Source organism: Caulobacter sp. FG121 (genome assembly GCF_057809815.1).
In genome coordinates, this window is the sequence record NZ_JBMDKR010000001.1 from 497,111 (window position 1) to 512,292 (window position 15,182).

At 68.3% G+C, this 15,182-nt stretch carries 17 protein-coding genes; 14 read left to right on the top strand and 3 right to left on the bottom strand.

The genetic code is table 11. The features are described from left to right. Positions 1-142 precede the first annotated feature (142 nt). From ACODSL_RS02690 to ACODSL_RS02700, 3 genes are read left to right on the top strand one after another with little or no spacing between them, the layout of a single operon-like run. Positions 143-811, top strand: a complete 669-nt coding sequence (locus tag ACODSL_RS02690) for a DUF969 domain-containing protein (RefSeq protein ID WP_488899084.1) — start codon at positions 143-145, stop codon at positions 809-811. Beyond that, positions 808-1,758, top strand: a complete 951-nt coding sequence (locus ACODSL_RS02695; protein ID WP_488899085.1) for a DUF979 domain-containing protein — start codon at positions 808-810, stop codon at positions 1,756-1,758. Before ACODSL_RS02690 ends, ACODSL_RS02695 begins: the two co-directional genes overlap by 4 nt. Beyond that, positions 1,736-2,758, top strand: a complete 1,023-nt coding sequence (locus ACODSL_RS02700) for a DUF2891 domain-containing protein (RefSeq protein WP_488899086.1) — start codon at positions 1,736-1,738, stop codon at positions 2,756-2,758. Before ACODSL_RS02695 ends, ACODSL_RS02700 begins: the two co-directional genes overlap by 23 nt. A 59-nt stretch (positions 2,759-2,817) precedes the next feature. Here the strand turns inward: ACODSL_RS02700 and ACODSL_RS02705 are convergent, their stop codons facing one another. Further along, positions 2,818-3,246 carry an MAPEG family protein gene (locus ACODSL_RS02705; protein WP_488899087.1) on the bottom strand — a complete coding sequence of 143 codons (429 nt, stop codon included), beginning with the start codon at positions 3,244-3,246 and terminating at the stop codon, positions 2,818-2,820. Positions 3,247-3,350: 104 nt separating this feature from the next. On the opposite strand from ACODSL_RS02705, the gene ACODSL_RS02710 reads away from it, so the two are divergent. The 3 genes from ACODSL_RS02710 to ACODSL_RS02720 are packed head-to-tail and all read left to right on the top strand — an operon-like array spanning position 3,351 to position 4,864. Beyond that, complete coding sequence (locus ACODSL_RS02710) at positions 3,351-3,845, top strand: MarR family winged helix-turn-helix transcriptional regulator (protein WP_488899088.1); 495 nt, start codon at positions 3,351-3,353, stop codon at positions 3,843-3,845. 4 nt (positions 3,846-3,849) lie between these two features. Next, positions 3,850-4,500: a glutathione S-transferase family protein gene (locus ACODSL_RS02715; protein ID WP_488899089.1), complete on the top strand. Its 651-nt coding sequence runs from the start codon at positions 3,850-3,852 to the stop codon at positions 4,498-4,500. Positions 4,501-4,522: 22 nt separating this feature from the next. Continuing rightward, complete coding sequence (locus ACODSL_RS02720; RefSeq protein ID WP_488899090.1) at positions 4,523-4,864, top strand: YciI family protein; 342 nt, start codon at positions 4,523-4,525, stop codon at positions 4,862-4,864. A gap of 58 nt (positions 4,865-4,922) precedes the next feature. Here the strand turns inward: ACODSL_RS02720 and glmM are convergent, their stop codons facing one another. After that, entirely contained in the window at positions 4,923-6,275 is a 1,353-nt protein-coding gene (gene glmM / locus ACODSL_RS02725) for a phosphoglucosamine mutase (protein ID WP_488899091.1), read from the bottom strand. Between the two features lie 135 nt (positions 6,276-6,410). Between glmM and glmS the strand changes: the two genes are divergently transcribed. The 5 genes from glmS (at position 6,411) to ACODSL_RS02750 (ending at position 11,440) form a co-directional block, all read left to right on the top strand. Next, complete coding sequence (gene glmS / locus ACODSL_RS02730; protein ID WP_488899092.1) at positions 6,411-8,231, top strand: glutamine--fructose-6-phosphate transaminase (isomerizing); 1,821 nt, start codon at positions 6,411-6,413, stop codon at positions 8,229-8,231. A gap of 11 nt (positions 8,232-8,242) precedes the next feature. Further along, a complete protein-coding gene (locus tag ACODSL_RS02735) occupies positions 8,243-9,109 on the top strand; it encodes a UTP--glucose-1-phosphate uridylyltransferase (protein WP_488899093.1) in 867 nt (288 codons plus the stop codon). Positions 9,110-9,249: 140 nt separating this feature from the next. After that, positions 9,250-10,128: an SDR family oxidoreductase gene (locus tag ACODSL_RS02740; RefSeq protein ID WP_488899094.1), complete on the top strand. Its 879-nt coding sequence runs from the start codon at positions 9,250-9,252 to the stop codon at positions 10,126-10,128. Further along, positions 10,125-10,988: a patatin-like phospholipase family protein gene (locus ACODSL_RS02745; RefSeq protein WP_488899095.1), complete on the top strand. Its 864-nt coding sequence runs from the start codon at positions 10,125-10,127 to the stop codon at positions 10,986-10,988. The genes ACODSL_RS02740 and ACODSL_RS02745 overlap by 4 nt, the downstream gene beginning before the upstream one ends. A 20-nt stretch (positions 10,989-11,008) precedes the next feature. After that, complete coding sequence (locus ACODSL_RS02750) at positions 11,009-11,440, top strand: hypothetical protein (RefSeq protein WP_488899096.1); 432 nt, start codon at positions 11,009-11,011, stop codon at positions 11,438-11,440. Here ACODSL_RS02750 and ACODSL_RS02755 read toward each other — a convergent pair. Continuing rightward, the gene (locus ACODSL_RS02755; protein ID WP_488899097.1) at positions 11,437-12,183 is read right to left on the bottom strand and encodes an alpha/beta fold hydrolase; all 747 of its coding nucleotides are present in this window, start codon (positions 12,181-12,183) and stop codon (positions 11,437-11,439) included. The two genes, ACODSL_RS02750 and ACODSL_RS02755, sit on opposite strands and share 4 nt — an antisense overlap. Positions 12,184-12,251: 68 nt before the next feature. On the opposite strand from ACODSL_RS02755, the gene ACODSL_RS02760 reads away from it, so the two are divergent. From ACODSL_RS02760 to infC, 3 genes are all read left to right on the top strand, one after another. Next, positions 12,252-13,418, top strand: coding sequence for a glycosyltransferase family 4 protein (locus ACODSL_RS02760; protein WP_488899098.1), 1,167 nt, complete (start codon positions 12,252-12,254; stop codon positions 13,416-13,418). Beyond that, positions 13,415-14,386, top strand: coding sequence for a glycosyltransferase family 9 protein (locus ACODSL_RS02765; RefSeq protein WP_488899099.1), 972 nt, complete (start codon positions 13,415-13,417; stop codon positions 14,384-14,386). The genes ACODSL_RS02760 and ACODSL_RS02765 overlap by 4 nt, the downstream gene beginning before the upstream one ends. A 260-nt stretch (positions 14,387-14,646) precedes the next feature. Then, a complete protein-coding gene (gene infC / locus ACODSL_RS02770; RefSeq protein ID WP_488899725.1) occupies positions 14,647-15,180 on the top strand; it encodes a translation initiation factor IF-3 in 534 nt (177 codons plus the stop codon). Positions 15,181-15,182 lie beyond the last annotated feature (2 nt).

Genomic DNA, 15,182 nt, shown 5'->3' on the forward strand with positions numbered 1-15,182 from the left:
ATCCTGGATTGTATTTCATTCAATCACCTCTCCTGTGAGCAGGGGACACGCACTGAAGTGCATGTCCCCGCGCGATGCACCCCGTGGCCTTCCCCCCGATTCCGGGTCCACTCTGCCCGCCGACACAGGGGAGTCGCCGGACATGTGGGTGTTGCTGGGGGTGGCCGTCGTGGTCGCGGGGTTCGCGGCGCGGCTCAATCCGCTGCTGATTGTGGCGGCGGCGGCGATCGTCACCGGGATCGCGGCCGGGCTGGACGTGGTCGCCACGCTGGCGATCCTGGGCAAGGCGTTCAGGGACAACCGCTACATCAGCGTGGTCTGGCTGATCCTGCCACTGATCGGGCTGCTTGAGCGCGAGGGGCTGCAGGAGCGGGCGAAGGCGCTGATCGGCCGGCTGACGTTGGCCACGGCCGGGCGGCTGCTGCTCATCTATCTGGTCATCCGCCAGGCCACCGCCGCGATCGGCCTGACCTCGCTGGGCGGGCATGCCCAGATGGTCCGGCCGCTGATCGCGCCGATGGCCGAGGCCGCCGCCGAGACCGGCAACCCTGACCTGAGCCCCGCCAGCCGCGACCGGGTGAAGGCCTTCGCCGCCGCCACCGACAACATCGGGCTGTTCTTCGGCGAGGACATATTCATCGCCATCGCCTCGATCCTGCTGATCAAGGGTTTCCTCGAGGAGAACGGCATCGTCGTCGAGCCGCTGCACCTTTCGATGTGGGCGATCCCGACGGCGGTTCTGGCGCTGGTCATTCACGGAACGCGACTGCTGCTGCTCGACCGGCGGCTGGCGCTGGAGGCGGGCCGGTGATCACGCTCGACATCCTCTACGTCCTCGCCGGCCTGCTGTTCGCGGTCTACGCAGTCGCCACGGTCCTCGACGTCAGCAATCCGAAGCGGTTCACCAGCGCCGCCTTCTGGGGCCTGTTCGCGACCACCTTCCTGATCGGCAGCGAACTGCCGGACGTCGTCAACGGGGGGATCCTCGTCGCCATGGCGTTGCTGGCCGGGTTCAACCTGCTGGGTCGGGGCGAGCACCCCGCGCCGGTCGACAAGCCGGCGCGGGCCGCGCGCTGGGGCAACCGGCTGTTCATTCCGGCCCTGATCCCGCCGGTGGTGACGCTGCTGGGGACCCTGACGCTGAAGGGCGTGATGGTCGGCGGTCAGCCGTTGGTCGACCCCAAGCAGGTCACGCTGATCTCGCTGGGCGCCGGCATCGTCCTGGCGACGACCGTGGCCCTCGTCATGTTCCGCGCCAGCCCCATGACCGCCACCCGCGAAGGTCGGCGGTTGATGGAGTCGGTCGGCTGGGCGGGCTTGCTGCCCCAGGCGCTGGCGGCGCTGGGCGCGGTGTTCGCGGCCGGGCATGTGGGCGACGTGATCGGGCAGCTGGCGACGACCTGGCTGCCGCTGGGCACGCCGCTCGCGGCCGTGATCGCCTACACCCTCGGCATGGCGCTGTTCACCGCCATCATGGGTAACGCCTTCGCCGCCTTCCCCGTGATGACCGCGGCTATCGGCCTGCCGATCGTGGTGGGCAAGTTCGGCGGCGACCCGGCGATCATGGGCGCGATCGGCATGCTGTCGGGCTTCTGCGGCACCCTGACCACGCCGATGGCGGCGAATTTCAACATCGTACCGGCGGCGCTGCTGGACCTGACTGACCGTTACGGGGTTATCAAGGCGCAACTGCCCACAGCGCTCCTGCTGCTGCTCGCCAACACGGTGCTGATGTATGCGCTCGTCTACCGCTTCTGACGCCCGGCTGACGGCGGACCTGGCCGAGCGGTTCGCCGCGATCGCGCTCGGCCATGTCACCCGCGAGTTCCCGCACAAGGCCGACCATGTTTTCACCGGCCTGCAGGACATCGGTCCGCACCGGACGCATCATCCGATCTTCTATGGCAGCTTTGACTGGCACAGCTGCGTGCATGGCTACTGGACGCTCGCGACGCTGCTCCGGCTGTTCCCCGACATGCCGAGCGCGCCGGCCGTGCGGGCGCTGCTGGCCTCCAGCCTGACGCCCTCCAAGGTCGCGGTGGAACTGGACTACCTGTCGCGGCCGATGACCGCCGGGTTCGAGCGACCGTATGGCTGGGCTTGGCTGCTCAAGCTGGCTGCCGAGCTCCGCAGCCACGACGACCCGGCCGCGTTCAACGCCCTCACGCCGCTGGCCACGGCCTTCGCTGACCGGTTCAAGGCCTTCCTGCCCAAGGCGACCTATCCGCTGCGGGCCGGGGTGCATTCCAACACCGCCTTCGCCCTGCGGCTGGCGATGGACTACGCCGAGGCCTGCGGCGACAGGGCCCTGGCCGATCTGGCGCGGACCACGGCCATCGACTGGTACGCCGGCGACGCCGACTGCCAGGCGTGGGAGCCGAGCGGCGACGAGTTCCTGTCCTCGGCGCTGATGGAGGCGGAGTGCATGCGGCGGGTGCTGGCGCCGGACCAGTTCCGCGCCTGGTTCGGGACCTTCCTGCCGCGCGCCGGCGGCCGCCAGCCCGCGACCCTGTTTACGCCGGCGACGGTCAGCGACCGCAGCGACGGAAAGATCGCGCATCTCGACGGCCTGAACCTGAGCCGAGCGTGGTGCTGGCGCGGCATCGCCTCGAGGGTGGCGCGGGACGATGCGGTGCGAGTCGTGGCGCTGGAATCGGCGGAGGGTCACTTGGCCAGCGCCCTGCCCCACGTGGCTGGCGACTACATGGGCGAGCACTGGCTGGCGAGCTTCGCCCTGCTGGCGTTGGAGGCCGGCTGACACCAAGGCCCGGCTAGTCCGGGCCATGACCGGGGGAATTTGGGAAGCGCTGCCTTGCGCTACGTCGCCCTCGACCAGATCGCCGCGGCGAACACGACCCACAGGGCGATGAGCACGACATTGCTCAGCGCGAAGACGGCGAGGCGGACCAGGACCGTGTTGGTCGTCAGATGCACCAGGCTGGGCGCCGCCCGCAGGCCGACATAGGTCCAAGCCAGGGCCAGCGGAGTCGGCGCGACCGTGCCGGTCACGTAGAAGGCCAGGCAGACGGCGTAGAACAGCACCGGCAGCTCAAGCAGGTTCATGTAGTTCCGGTTCGGCAGCGACACCCGGCCGGGTACGCGGGCCGACTCGCCGAGCGCGAAGTCCTCGCCCCGGACGTGGCCGGCGCTGACGGCCCTGAACCGCACTATGGGAATCAGGGACAACACCGTGAAGGTCATGGCGCCGAGCGCCAGAAAGGGCAGAAAGATCGTCTCCTGGGCCATGCTCGCCTCCCCGCGTTGTCCGGCGCCGTGAGATTTGCGGAGCGCCGCCGGGATGGCAAGCGGTGTGGGCTTGACTCGATAAGTTGATATCAACATAACAGTGTATGGCCGCATCCCCGACCGTTCCGATCGAGACCACCCTGCACGTCCGGGACACCTGTCTGTGCCTGCATGCGCAGCGGGCGGCGCGGATGCTGGCCCGGCGGTTCGACGAGGCGTTGCGGCCGGTCGGGCTGACCAACGGCCAGTTTTCCCTGCTGATGTCGCTGAACAGTCCGGAACCCGCGCCGATGAGCCGGGTCGCCGCCCTGCTCGGCGCCGACCGGACGACACTGACCGCCGCGCTCAAGCCGCTGGTGCGGGATGGCCTGGCCGTAACCAGCGCCGACCCCGACGACAGCCGCGTGCGACGCGTGGCCCTGACGCCGGCCGGCCACGCCCGGTTGCTGGCGGCGCTGCCGATCTGGACCCGGACCCACGCCGCGATCGACGCCGCGTTGGGCGGGACCGATCCCGAACAGCTGCGCGTCGACCTGCGAGCCCTGTCCGGACGTCTGGACGACGCGTCTGCCCCCATCCAAGACATCACTCCGGAGTAGACCCATGACCGCCACCGTGACCGCCTTTCCGTGGGTCCCGCCCTTCGCCCAGGGCTTCGTCCGCGACCTGCGTATCCGCTGGGCGCTGGAAGAGGCCGGACTCCCTTATGAGGTGGCCCTCCTGGCGCCCGGCGAGACCGACAGCGAGGCCTATCGCCAACGCCAGCCCTTCGGCCAGGTCCCAGCCTGGCGCGACGACGCGGTCGACATGTTCGAGTCCGGGGCGATCGTGCTGCACATCGTCGAACAGTCCGAAGTCCTGGCGCCGAGGGATCCCGCCGGTCGGGCGCGGGTGACCAGCTGGGTCATCGCGGCGCTCAATTCGGTCGAGCCGTTCGCGCAGAACCTGGCGACCCTCGATTCCTTCCACGCCGGCAAACCCTGGGTCGAGGGCTATCGGCCCGTGGCGCGCGCCAATCTGGAGCGCCGGCTGACGTCGCTGAGCCGCTGGCTGGGAGACCGGGACTGGCTCGAGAACCGCTTCACCGCCGGGGACATCATGATGGTCACCGTACTGCGCGAGTTGGTGGCCTGCGGCATCCTGAAGGACTTCCCCAACCTCGACGCCTACCACGCCCGCGGCATCGCCCGTCCCGCTTTCGTCAAGGCGCTGGGCGACCAGCTGCGGACGTTCGAAGAGCACGCTCCAGCCTGATTCTCCCTCGAAAGGACATCACATGAAGACGTTTCTCGCCCTGTTCATGGGCAACCTATCCGCCGACGCGCCCTCCCCCGCCGACCTCAGCGAAGAGACGCGCAACGCGGGCATGGCGGCCTGGGGCGCATGGATGGGCCAGCACGCCGCGGCCATCGTCGACACCGGCGGCCCGCTCGGCAAGACGATGAAGGCTTCGAAGGCCGGCATCACCGACACGCGCAACGCGGTCGCCGGCTATGTCATCGTTCAGGCAGAGTCGCACGAAGCGGCGACGGCGATGTTCGACGGCCACCCGCACTTCTCGATCTTCCCCGGTGACTCGGTGGAAGTGATGGAGCGTCTGCCCATCCCGGGGCAGTAGGGGCCAAGCACGCCGCTCATCCCCTCGAAAGCCGGGATGAGCAGGTTTTGGCGGGCGGTCAGGCCGCCGCCTTCACCGCGCCGGCGATCTCCTTGACCAGCTTCGCGACCAGGACCTCGTCGTCGCCCTCGGCCATCACGCGGATCAGGGGCTCCGTGCCTGATGCACGGACCAGCACACGGCCTGAGCCGTTGAGCCTGGTCTCCGCGTCGGCGATCGCGGCCTTGACCTTGTCGCTCTCCAGCGGCTTGCCGCCCTTGGCGAAGCGGACGTTCTCCATGCGCTGGGGCACCGGCTCGAACTGACGGGCCAGAGCGCTCATCGGCTTTCCGGACTGGACCAGAACCGCCAGCACCTGCAGGGCGGCCATCAGGCCGTCGCCGGTCGTGGAATAGTCGGACAGGATCACGTGGCCGGACTGCTCGCCGCCGAGGTTGAAGCCGCCCGAACGCATGCGCTCCATGACATAGCGGTCGCCGACGGGCGTCCGCTCGAGTTTCAGGCCCTTGCCGGTCATGAACCGTTCCAGACCCAGGTTGGACATCACCGTGGCGACGATGCCGCCGCCGCTCAGCCGGTCCGCGGCGGCCCAGGCCCCCGCCACAATGGCCATGATCTGGTCGCCGTCGACCACCTGACCGGTCTCGTCGCAGATCGCGACCCGATCGGCGTCGCCATCGACGGCGATACCGATATCGGCGCGGAACTCGCGCACCGCCTCGACCATCGTGGCGGGATGGGTCGAGCCGCAATCGGCGTTGATGTTGCAGCCGTTGGGGTCGACGCCGACCTTGATAACCTCCGCGCCCAGTTCGTAGAGCACCTCCGGCGCGACCTTGTAGGCGGCGCCGTTGGCGCAATCGATCACCACGCGAAGGCCGTTCAGGTTCAGCTGGCGCGGGAAGCTGGCCTTGGCGATCTCGATATAACGGGCCTGGGAGTCATCGATGCGCCGCACCCGGCCGAGGTCCGCCGGCACAACGAGGCCCTCCTGCAGACCCTCGTCCATATGGGCCTCGATCTCGAGCTCGCGGGCGTCGCTGAGCTTGTAGCCGTCGGGACCGAACAGCTTGATACCGTTGTCGGTGTAGGCGTTGTGCGAGGCGCTGATCATCACGCCGAGGTCCGCCCGCATCGAGCGGGTCATCATGGCCACGGCCGGCGTCGGCAGAGGGCCGAACAGGCGCACATCCATTCCCATGCTGGTGAAACCCGCTACGAGGGCGGGCTCGATCATGTAACCGGACAGGCGGGTGTCCTTGCCGATCACCACCAGATGGCGTCGTCCGTGGTCACGGCGAAACAGCTTTCCGGCCGCCAGACCGACGCGCAGCGCGACCTCGGCCGTCATCGGGTGGCTGTTGGCCTGACCCCGAATGCCGTCGGTGCCGAAATAGGTCCGCTTGGTCATGAAGCCCCCTTCGCCCTCTCGCTCGCAACAGTCTGCAACGCACTTTTATGCCGAAACATCACACGCCAATGATAAACGCCCCTCCGGGGGGTGGCGAAGACCATTCTCCTCAACGTTGGAGACGACGAAACCGGCATGTGCGGCATTATTGGCATTGTGGGCAAGTCGCCCGTTACCGACCGCCTCATCGAGAGCCTAAAGCGCCTCGAATACCGGGGGTATGACTCCGCCGGCGTTGCTGTCGAGGCCGGTGGCCGGATCGACCGTCGCAGGGCCCAGGGCAAGATCCGCGCCCTGGAGTCGGTGCTGACCGAAAGCCCGCTGACCGCCACCGTCGGCATCGGCCATACCCGTTGGGCTACCCACGGCGTTCCCTCCGAGCGCAATGCGCACCCGCAGCGCGGCGGACGTGTGACGCTGGTCCACAACGGCATCATCGAGAATTTCGCTGAACTGAAGGCTGAACTGCAGGCGGCCGGACGGACCTTCGAGAGCGAGACCGACACCGAGGTCATCGCCCAGCTGATCGACTCCCATATCGACGCCGGACAGGCTCCGCTGGCGGCGTTCAAGGCGGCGCTCGACCGGCTGACCGGCGCCTATGCCCTGGCCGTGCTGGTCGAGGGCCACGACAACTTCATCATGGGCGCCCGAAAGGGCAGTCCGCTGGTGGTCGGCACGGGCGAAGGCGAGATGTTCCTGGGCAGCGACGCCCTGGCTGTCGGCCCTTTCACCAACAAGGTCACCTATCTGGAAGAGGGCGATTACGTCGCCATCGACCATGACCGTGCCGAGATCTTCGACCAGTCGGGCACGCCCGTCGAACGCCCCATGAAGACCGTGCCGACATCGGCCGCGCTGGTCGAAAAGGGCAACTACCGGCACTTCATGGAAAAGGAGATCCATGATCAGCCGGAGGGCTGCCAGCGGACGATCTCCGCCTATGTCGACGCCGTCAGCGCACGGTCAGCGATGCCCGGCGACATCGACTTCGGCGCGCTGGAACGCATCCAGATCGTCGCCTGCGGCACATCATTCATCGCCGGGATGGTCGGCAAGTACCTCATCGAGCGCCTCGCCGACCTGCCGGTGGATATCGAGATCGCCTCGGAGTTCCGCTATCGCGAGCCGGCCCTGCGCGCCGGATCGCTGGCCATCGCCATGTCGCAGTCGGGCGAGACGGCCGACACGCTCGCCGCCCTGCGGCTGTGTCAGCAGAAGGGTCTCAAGACCGCCGCCGTGGTCAACGCCCAGGAATCGACCATGGCGCGCGAGGTCGATGTCGTCTGGCCGATCCACTGTGGTCCGGAAATCGGCGTCGCCTCGACCAAGGCCTTCACCGCCCAGGTCAGCGTTCTGACCGCTCTCGCCGTGGCCGCCGCCCGGGCGCGCGGCAAGATCGACGAGGCCGAGGAACAGCGGCTGGTGCGGGTGCTGCTCGAGGCGCCGCGCCTGATCGCCGAGTCGATCGGCCTGGAGGAAGCGGTGCGCGCGGTCGCCGTCGACATCGCCAAGGCCCGCGACGTGCTCTATCTCGGCCGCGGCCCGATGTCGGCTCTGGCTCTGGAGGGGGCGCTAAAGCTCAAGGAAATCAGTTATATCCACGCGGAAGGTTATGCGGCGGGTGAACTGAAGCACGGCCCGATCGCGCTGGTCGACGAGATGACCCCGATCATCATCCTGGCCCCCTTCGACAGCTATTTCGAGAAGTCGGCCAGCAACATGAGCGAGGTGATGGCGCGCGGCGGCCAGGTGGTGTTCATCACCGATCCGGAGGGGGCCAAACACGCCCCGGCCGGCGCAAAGGTGGTCATGACCGCCCCGGCCTGCGACCCGCTGATCTCCACCCTGGTGATGTCCGCGCCGATCCAGCTTCTCGCCTACCACGTGGCCGTCCTGAAGGGCGCCGACGTCGACCAGCCGCGCAATCTCGCCAAGTCCGTGACGGTCGAGTAGACACCCCACCCATGAGACCTGTCCGCAAAGCCGTCCTGCCCGTCGCCGGTCTGGGCACCCGTGTTCTCCCCGGCGCCAAGAATACGCCCAAGGAGATGCTCAACGTCGTGGATCGGCCGATCCTCAGCTACATCGTGGCTGAGGGCCGGGCCGCCGGGATCGAGCACTTCGTGTTCGTCACCGGCCGCGGCAAGGAGGCGATCGAGGACTATTTCGATCACCATCCCGAACTCGAATCCCAGCTGGAAGCCAAGGGCAAGCTGGAGATGCTCGAGGAAATCCGCGCCGAGCTGCCGCGCCCGGGCGAGATGAGCTTCGTGCGCCAGATGGCCCCGCTGGGCCTGGGCCACGCCGTCTGGTGCGCCCGTGACGTGATCGGCGACGAGCCGTTCGCAGTCATGCTGCCGGACATGCTGATGGATGCCAAGGTTCCGGCGCTGAAGCAGGCGGTTGACGCCTATCAGCAGGTCGGCGGCAACATCATCGCTGTCGAACCCTGCCCCCCCGGCGAGGCGCACAAGTACGGCATCGTGGCGCTGGACGGCCACGAGGGCCGGCTCAACCGCATGACCGGCATGGTGGAAAAACCCGCGCCGGGCACCGAGCCCTCGAACCTGTTCATCTCGGGCCGCTACATCCTGCAGCCGGAAATCTTCAAGCTGCTGGCCGCCCAGCAGAAGGGCGCTGGCGGCGAGATCCAGCTGACCGATGCGATGGCCCGGCTGATGGCCGTCGAGAGCTTCCACGCCCTGGAATACGACGGCGTGACCTATGATTGCGGCGACAAGATCGGCCTGCTGCGCGCCAACGTGGCCTTCGCGCTGAAGCGTCCCGACCTGCAGGACGCGGCGCGGGCGGCGATCACGGCGCTGCTGTAGCGTCCCTGCGTGGTTCGAGACGCTCGCCTGAAGCTCGCTCCTCACCATGACGACTATTGGTGCGGATCACATATGGGCGTCATCCTGAGGAGCGGACCCTCAGGTCCGCGTCACGAAGGACGCACGGGCGCACCGCAGCCATGAAACACCTCCTGATCTTCGGTTACGGCTTCACCGGTCAGGCGCTCGCGCGACGGATGAAGGCCGACGGCTGGCGCGTCACCGCCGTGGTCCGCTCCGAAGCCACGGCCGCCAAGGCGCTGGCGCAGGGCGTATCGCCGGTCGCGACCGACGACCGACCCGGCCTCGTGGAGGCCCTGAACACCGCCGCCGCCATCCTGATCACCGCCCCGCCGACCGAGGCAGGCTGTCCGGGGCTCAACACACTGATTCCCGCGCTGGCCGAGGCGAACGCGTTCCCTGACTGGGTCGGCTACCTCTCGACCACCGGCGTCTATGGCGACCGCGAGGGGCGCTGGGTGTTCGAGGCCGGGCCGCTGAACGCCCGGTCGGTGGAGAGCGCCCGCCGGGTCTCGGCCGAGCGCGACTGGCGCCAGGTCGGCCGGGGCATGGGCCTGACCGTCACCGCCTTCCGCTTGCCCGGCATCTACGGCCCCGGCCGGTCGGCGCTGGACCGCGTCCGCGACGGGACGGCCCACGGCATCGTCAAGCCGGGCCAGATGTTCAGCCGCATCCATGTCGACGATATCGCCGCCGGCCTCGCCGCGTCGATCGCCCGGCCGCGCGCCGGGGCCAGCTACAATCTCTGTGATGACGAGCCGGCGCCCTCCCACGAGGTCAACGCCTTCGCCGCCCGCCTGCTGGGACAGCCGGCGCCGCCGCTGGTCGCCTTCGACGACGCCGACCTGACGCCGGCCGCCCGGCGGTTCTGGGGCGAGAACAAGCGGGTCTCCAATGCGCTGGCCAAGGCCGAACTGGGTTGGCGCCCGGCCTGGGCGACCTATCGTGAGGGACTGACGGCGGTGCTCGCCGCCGAGCCTTGGGGGACACTGACATGACGACACGCGCTCTGGTTCTTGGCGGCGGCGGGCCGGTGGGCATCGCCTGGGAGACCGGGCTGATCGCGGGCCTTGCCGACGCCGGCGCCGATGTCAGCCACGCCGACTGGATCCTCGGCACCTCGGCCGGTTCGGTCTGCGGCGCGCTGCTGGCCACCGGCCATACGCCGCAGGCCATGCTGCACGCCGAATTCGCCAACGCCGAGCGGGCGAAGGAGGCCCAGGCGAAGGGGCCCGGCAAGGCGCCCGACCTGATGCCGCTGATGAGCATCATGGGCCGCCGGCCGCCGCAGGGCGACATGCCGCACGCGCTGATGCTGGAGCTGGGACAGCTGTCGCTGAACAGCCAGACCGCCAGCGAAGAGGTGTTCATCAAGGGTTTCGGACCGATCGCCGAAGAACAGCCCTGGCCGGAGCGCTACGCCTGCACGGCCATCGACACGGCGACCGGTGAATTCCAGGTCTGGTCGAGCGAGACCGCAGCACCGCTCGGCCGGGGCGTCGCCTCGTCCTGCTCGGTGCCGGCGATCTTCCCGGCCATCACCATCGACGGCCGGCGGTACATGGACGGCGGGATGCGTTCGGGCACCAACGCCGATCTCGCGAAGAACCACGACAAGGTCATCGTCGTCGCCGTCGTGCCGCCGGCCTTCTCGCCGATGGTGCTGCCCCGGCTCGAGGCCGAGATGGCGGTCATCCGCAACCACGGCGGCGAGGCGCTACTGCTGGTTCCGGACGCCGCCTGTGGCGAGGCGTTCGGCAGCAACCTGATGGACAGTTCGAACCGTGAGGCGGTGGCCCGGGCGGGGTATGCGCAGGGCCAGGCGGAAGCGGCAAGAGTCGGGGCGTTCTGGGGGTGATGAGCCAGCCTGACGGGTTCATGCGTATGCTCAGACCAGTCCGATCCACGTTGATACTGATCGGAAGCTTCTCGCTGATCCCATTCGGGCTTGCCCTTTTGGGACTATGGCTTCTGACGATGAAAGATGCGCCACCGCCCATGACCGAAGATTGGGCCTACGCCATGGCATCGCTCGTCGGAGGAATCGGCGTTGGCGTCTGGCTCGTCGCGGAAGTCTGCACGCTTAGTCTCACAGTCACCGCTGACGATGTAGAATATCGCCAGTACGGGAGGTTGCGCTGGAGCATTCCCCGAGGCTCGATCATCCTGGCCGACGGGGTGCTTCGCGGTTTCGTTCCGATCTTGTCATTCGGCGATAGCCGAACGGGCAAATGGCTTGGCCGCATCCTGCCGCAACAGTTTGCACCGGCGGACATCGACTGGCTCCGCCGAGAATTTGAAGGGACCTAGGCAACTTCCGCCACAGCCGCCACGAGCCGGGCGATGTCCTGGTCGCGACTCAGCCGATGGTCGCCGTCCTTGATCAGGGTGAAAACCACGTCTTCGCCGCGGATGGCGTTGGCCAGTTCGAGGGCGTGGGTCCAGGGGACGTCGGGGTCCTCCCGGCCCTGGAGGATCCGGACCGGGACATCAACCGGCACGGGGCCGCCGAGAATCGTCCAGCGAGCGCCGTCTTCCAGCAGGCCTTTCGTGATCGGGTAGCCGGTCGGCTCGTAGAGCGAGGGACGGATCCATTCGCCGTCGCGGGCGATCGCGGCGTGCGCCTCGGGCGGCAGGCCGGGCTTCATCAGGGCCTCGGTAAAGTCCGCCGCCGGGGCGATCAGCACCATCGCGTGAAGCCTGTCGGGGATTTCCGCCGCCACCAGACAGCTGATCCAGCCGCCCATCGAGGAACCGACCAGCACCAACGGGCCTTCTGTCAGACTGGCGATGGCCGCCAGCGCATCCGCCCGCCAGCGGGTGATCGTTCCCGCCCGGAAAGCGCCGCTGGACTGCCCATGACCCAGGTAATCGAAGCGCAGGAAGGCCCGGCCGTTGGCCAGCGCCCAGTCCGCCAGGGCCTGGGCCTTGGTTCCGGTCATGTCGGACATGAAGCCGCCCAGCCAGACCACCGTCGGCCCGCGCCCCGCCACGCGCCGCCAGGCGACACGCTCTCCGTCGCCCCGATCAAGGTATCCGCTGGTCTCGGTCATGCCGGCTCCGGGGCGCGTCGATGAAAGCGCCATTTTACCTTCGGACAACACCCGCTATGCAAGGCGTTGTGTCCAACTTGCCGCCAGACTTCACGTTGTTACAGGTCACGCCCGAACTCGAGACGGGCGGGGCTGAACAGACGACGATCGATATCGCCCAGGCCGTGATCACCGCCGGCGGCAAGGCGCTGGTCGCCTCGCGCGGTGGCCGCATGACCTCGCGGCTGCAGGCGGACGGCGGACGCCTGATCGAGATGCCGGTGCAGTCGAAAAACCCGCTGGTCATCCTGGGCAACGCCGCCCGGCTGATCGACGTGATCCGCAGCGAAAAGGTCAGCCTGGTCCATGCCCGCTCGCGGGCTCCCGCCTTCAGCGCCCTGTGGGCGGCCCACGCCACGGGCGTGCCGTTCATCGCCACCTATCACGGGGTCTACAACGCCCATAACGGCCTGAAGCGCTGGTACAACGCGGTGATGACGCGCGGTGATCTGGTCATCGCCAACTCCGACTACACCCGCGACCATGTGCTGGCGCAGCACCATCTGGACCCGGCGAAAATCGTCACCATCCCGCGCGGCGTCGACCTGACCCGGTTCGATCCGCGCAAGGTTCCGGCGACGCGCGTCTCCGCCCTGCGCAAGGCCTGGAGCCTGCCCAAGGCCGGCGCGAAGGTCGTGTTCGTGCTCGGCGGGCGGCTGACGCGGATCAAGGGGCATCTGTCGATCATCGCCGCCGCCGCGATGATGAAGGCCGCGGGCCGTGAGGACTTCGTCATCGTCTTCGCCGGCGACGACCAGGGCCGCACCGAATTCCGCCAGGAGATCCTGACCGCGATCGCCGACGCCGGCCTGACCGATGTGGTCAAGGTCGTCGGCCATTGCGACGACATGCCGGCCGCGTTCCGGCTGGCGGACGTGGCGCTGCTGCCGACACTGAAGCCCGAGTCGTTCGGACGCGCCGCTGTCGAACCCCAGGTCATGGAACGGCCGGTGATCGTCTCCGCCCACGGCGGGGCGGTGGAGACGGTGGTCGAGGGCGAGACCGGCTGGAAGGTCGCGCCCGGCGATGTCGAGGCCTGGGCCACGGCCATGACCACCGCGATCGACGTAGGCGCGGCTCGTCGCAAGGCCATGGGCGAGGTTGCAGCCGAACGTGCGCGCCGTCTTTATTCAGTCGACGCCATGTGCGGCGCCACGCTTGCAGTCTATGCACGCGTGCTGGAGGCGAGAGCGTGACGCGCGAGATCAAGAAGGTCCTGGTGATCCAGGCGGGCTCTATCGGCGAGTTCGTCCTGTCGCTGGCCGCGATGAAGCGGATCCGGCTGGCGCACCCGCATGCCCGCATCACCCTGCTCACGGTTCCCCAGTTCGAGGCGCTGGCCAAGGCCAGCCCCTATTTCAACAGCATCGAGACGACCGCGCGTCCGGGATCGCCCGGCGAATGGCTGGCCCTGCGCGGACAGATCAAGGCCGCCCGCTACGACCGCGTCTATGATCTCGAAAGCACGCCGACGAGCCGCTTCCTGTTTCAGATGCTGCGCCCGTTCCCGCCGGCCTGGTCCGGCGCGGCGCCGGGCGCGCGGCTGCGGCATCGCAATCCCTCGCGCGAGCAGATGCACACGCTGGAGCGCCACGCCGAGCAGCTGATGGTCGCCGGGGCCTGGCCGGACGCGCCGACGGGGCCGGGCGAGGCCCCGCCGCCGGATCTGAGCTGGATCCTGCGTCGCGCCCAGGAACCCCGGCCCGTGGCCGGCGCGGCCGCGCCGAAGCCCTTCGTGCTGATGGTGCCCGGCGGCGGCGAGAACAAGCCGGAGAAGCGCTGGCCGATCGCCAACTATGCCGAGCTGGCCAGCCGTCTGAAGGCGCGCGGCTTTGACATCGTCATCATCGGCGGACCGCAGGAGAGCGCCATGGCCCGCGCGATCCAGAAGACTGTCGGCCAGGCGCGCGACCTGACCGGCCGCACCGATTTCGCCCAGATCGCCGTGTTGGGCGCCCGGGCCGCGCTGGCCATCGGCAACAACACCGGACCGATGCATCTGATCGCCGCCGCCGGGGCCCCGACCATCGCCCTGTTCGACGGCGCGCCCGACACCCTGCGCAACGCCCCGCGCGGTCATGTGGCGGTGATCCAGGCGCCGACGCTGGCGGAACTCTCGGTCGAAACCGTGGCCCAGGCGGCCTGGTCGCTGCTGCCGCGGTAAGGCGTAGGGGTTAGGGAGTAGGGAGTAGGGAGTAGTTCGAGCGGTTCACGCCGACAGCGCTGCGCCCAACACTTTGGTCCTCCCTACTCCCTACTCCCTACTCCCTGGGCCCCAATCCCCACTCATTCCACTTCCCCGCCACCCTGTGGCCTCGCCGCGCTTGATCGGGGCGGGGTGGAAGGTCATATATCGCGCAAGAGTCCCGGAACGCTTCGGCGTCCCGCGGCCTTCTCATGTAAACAGCCACCGGAGCACCGCCTATTCGCCGTCCCAACAATACGCCGCCCGTCAAGGACGGGCCGCGCATCAACGACGAGATCCGCGTCCCACGCGTCCTGCTGATCGACCAGAACGGCGAGAAGCAGGGAGAGATGCCGACCTCCGCCGCCCTCGAGGCCGCCGAGGAAGCCGGTCTGGACCTCGTCGAGATCGTTCCGAACGCAGACCCGCCCGTCTGCAAGATCCTGGACTACGGCAAGTTCAAGTTCCAGGAGCAGAAGAAGAAGAACGAAGCGCGCAAGCGTCAGAAGGTTGTGGAAATCAAGGAGATCAAGCTCCGCCCCAACATCGACGTGCACGACTACGAGGTGAAGGCGCGCTCGATGACCCGCTTCTTCGAAGAGGGCGACAAGGTGAAGGTCACGCTCCGCTTCCGCGGCCGCGAAATGGCGCACCCCGAGCTCGGCATGAAGCTGCTGCAGAAGGTCCGCGCCGACTTCGAGATCGTGGCCAAGTGCGAGTACGAACCCCGCATGGAAGGCCGCCAGATGATCATGATCCTCGCGCCCCGGTAGGC

Excerpts from the sequence above, each read along its gene's own strand:
- ACODSL_RS02690 (WP_488899084.1), top strand. The coding sequence starts at position 143 with ATGTGGGTGTTGCTGGGGGTGGCCGTCGTGGTCGCGGGGTTCGCGGCG.
- ACODSL_RS02700 (WP_488899086.1), top strand. The coding sequence starts at position 1,736 with ATGCGCTCGTCTACCGCTTCTGACGCCCGGCTGACGGCGGACCTGGCC.
- ACODSL_RS02705 (WP_488899087.1), bottom strand. The coding sequence starts at position 3,246 with ATGGCCCAGGAGACGATCTTTCTGCCCTTTCTGGCGCTCGGCGCCATG.
- ACODSL_RS02710 (WP_488899088.1), top strand. The coding sequence starts at position 3,351 with ATGGCCGCATCCCCGACCGTTCCGATCGAGACCACCCTGCACGTCCGG.
- ACODSL_RS02715 (WP_488899089.1), top strand. The coding sequence starts at position 3,850 with ATGACCGCCACCGTGACCGCCTTTCCGTGGGTCCCGCCCTTCGCCCAG.
- ACODSL_RS02720 (WP_488899090.1), top strand. The coding sequence starts at position 4,523 with ATGAAGACGTTTCTCGCCCTGTTCATGGGCAACCTATCCGCCGACGCG.
- glmM (WP_488899091.1), bottom strand. The coding sequence starts at position 6,275 with ATGACCAAGCGGACCTATTTCGGCACCGACGGCATTCGGGGTCAGGCC.
- glmS (WP_488899092.1), top strand. The coding sequence starts at position 6,411 with ATGTGCGGCATTATTGGCATTGTGGGCAAGTCGCCCGTTACCGACCGC.
- ACODSL_RS02735 (WP_488899093.1), top strand. The coding sequence starts at position 8,243 with ATGAGACCTGTCCGCAAAGCCGTCCTGCCCGTCGCCGGTCTGGGCACC.
- ACODSL_RS02740 (WP_488899094.1), top strand. The coding sequence starts at position 9,250 with ATGAAACACCTCCTGATCTTCGGTTACGGCTTCACCGGTCAGGCGCTC.
- ACODSL_RS02745 (WP_488899095.1), top strand. The coding sequence starts at position 10,125 with ATGACGACACGCGCTCTGGTTCTTGGCGGCGGCGGGCCGGTGGGCATC.
- ACODSL_RS02750 (WP_488899096.1), top strand. The coding sequence starts at position 11,009 with ATGCGTATGCTCAGACCAGTCCGATCCACGTTGATACTGATCGGAAGC.
- ACODSL_RS02755 (WP_488899097.1), bottom strand. The coding sequence starts at position 12,183 with ATGACCGAGACCAGCGGATACCTTGATCGGGGCGACGGAGAGCGTGTC.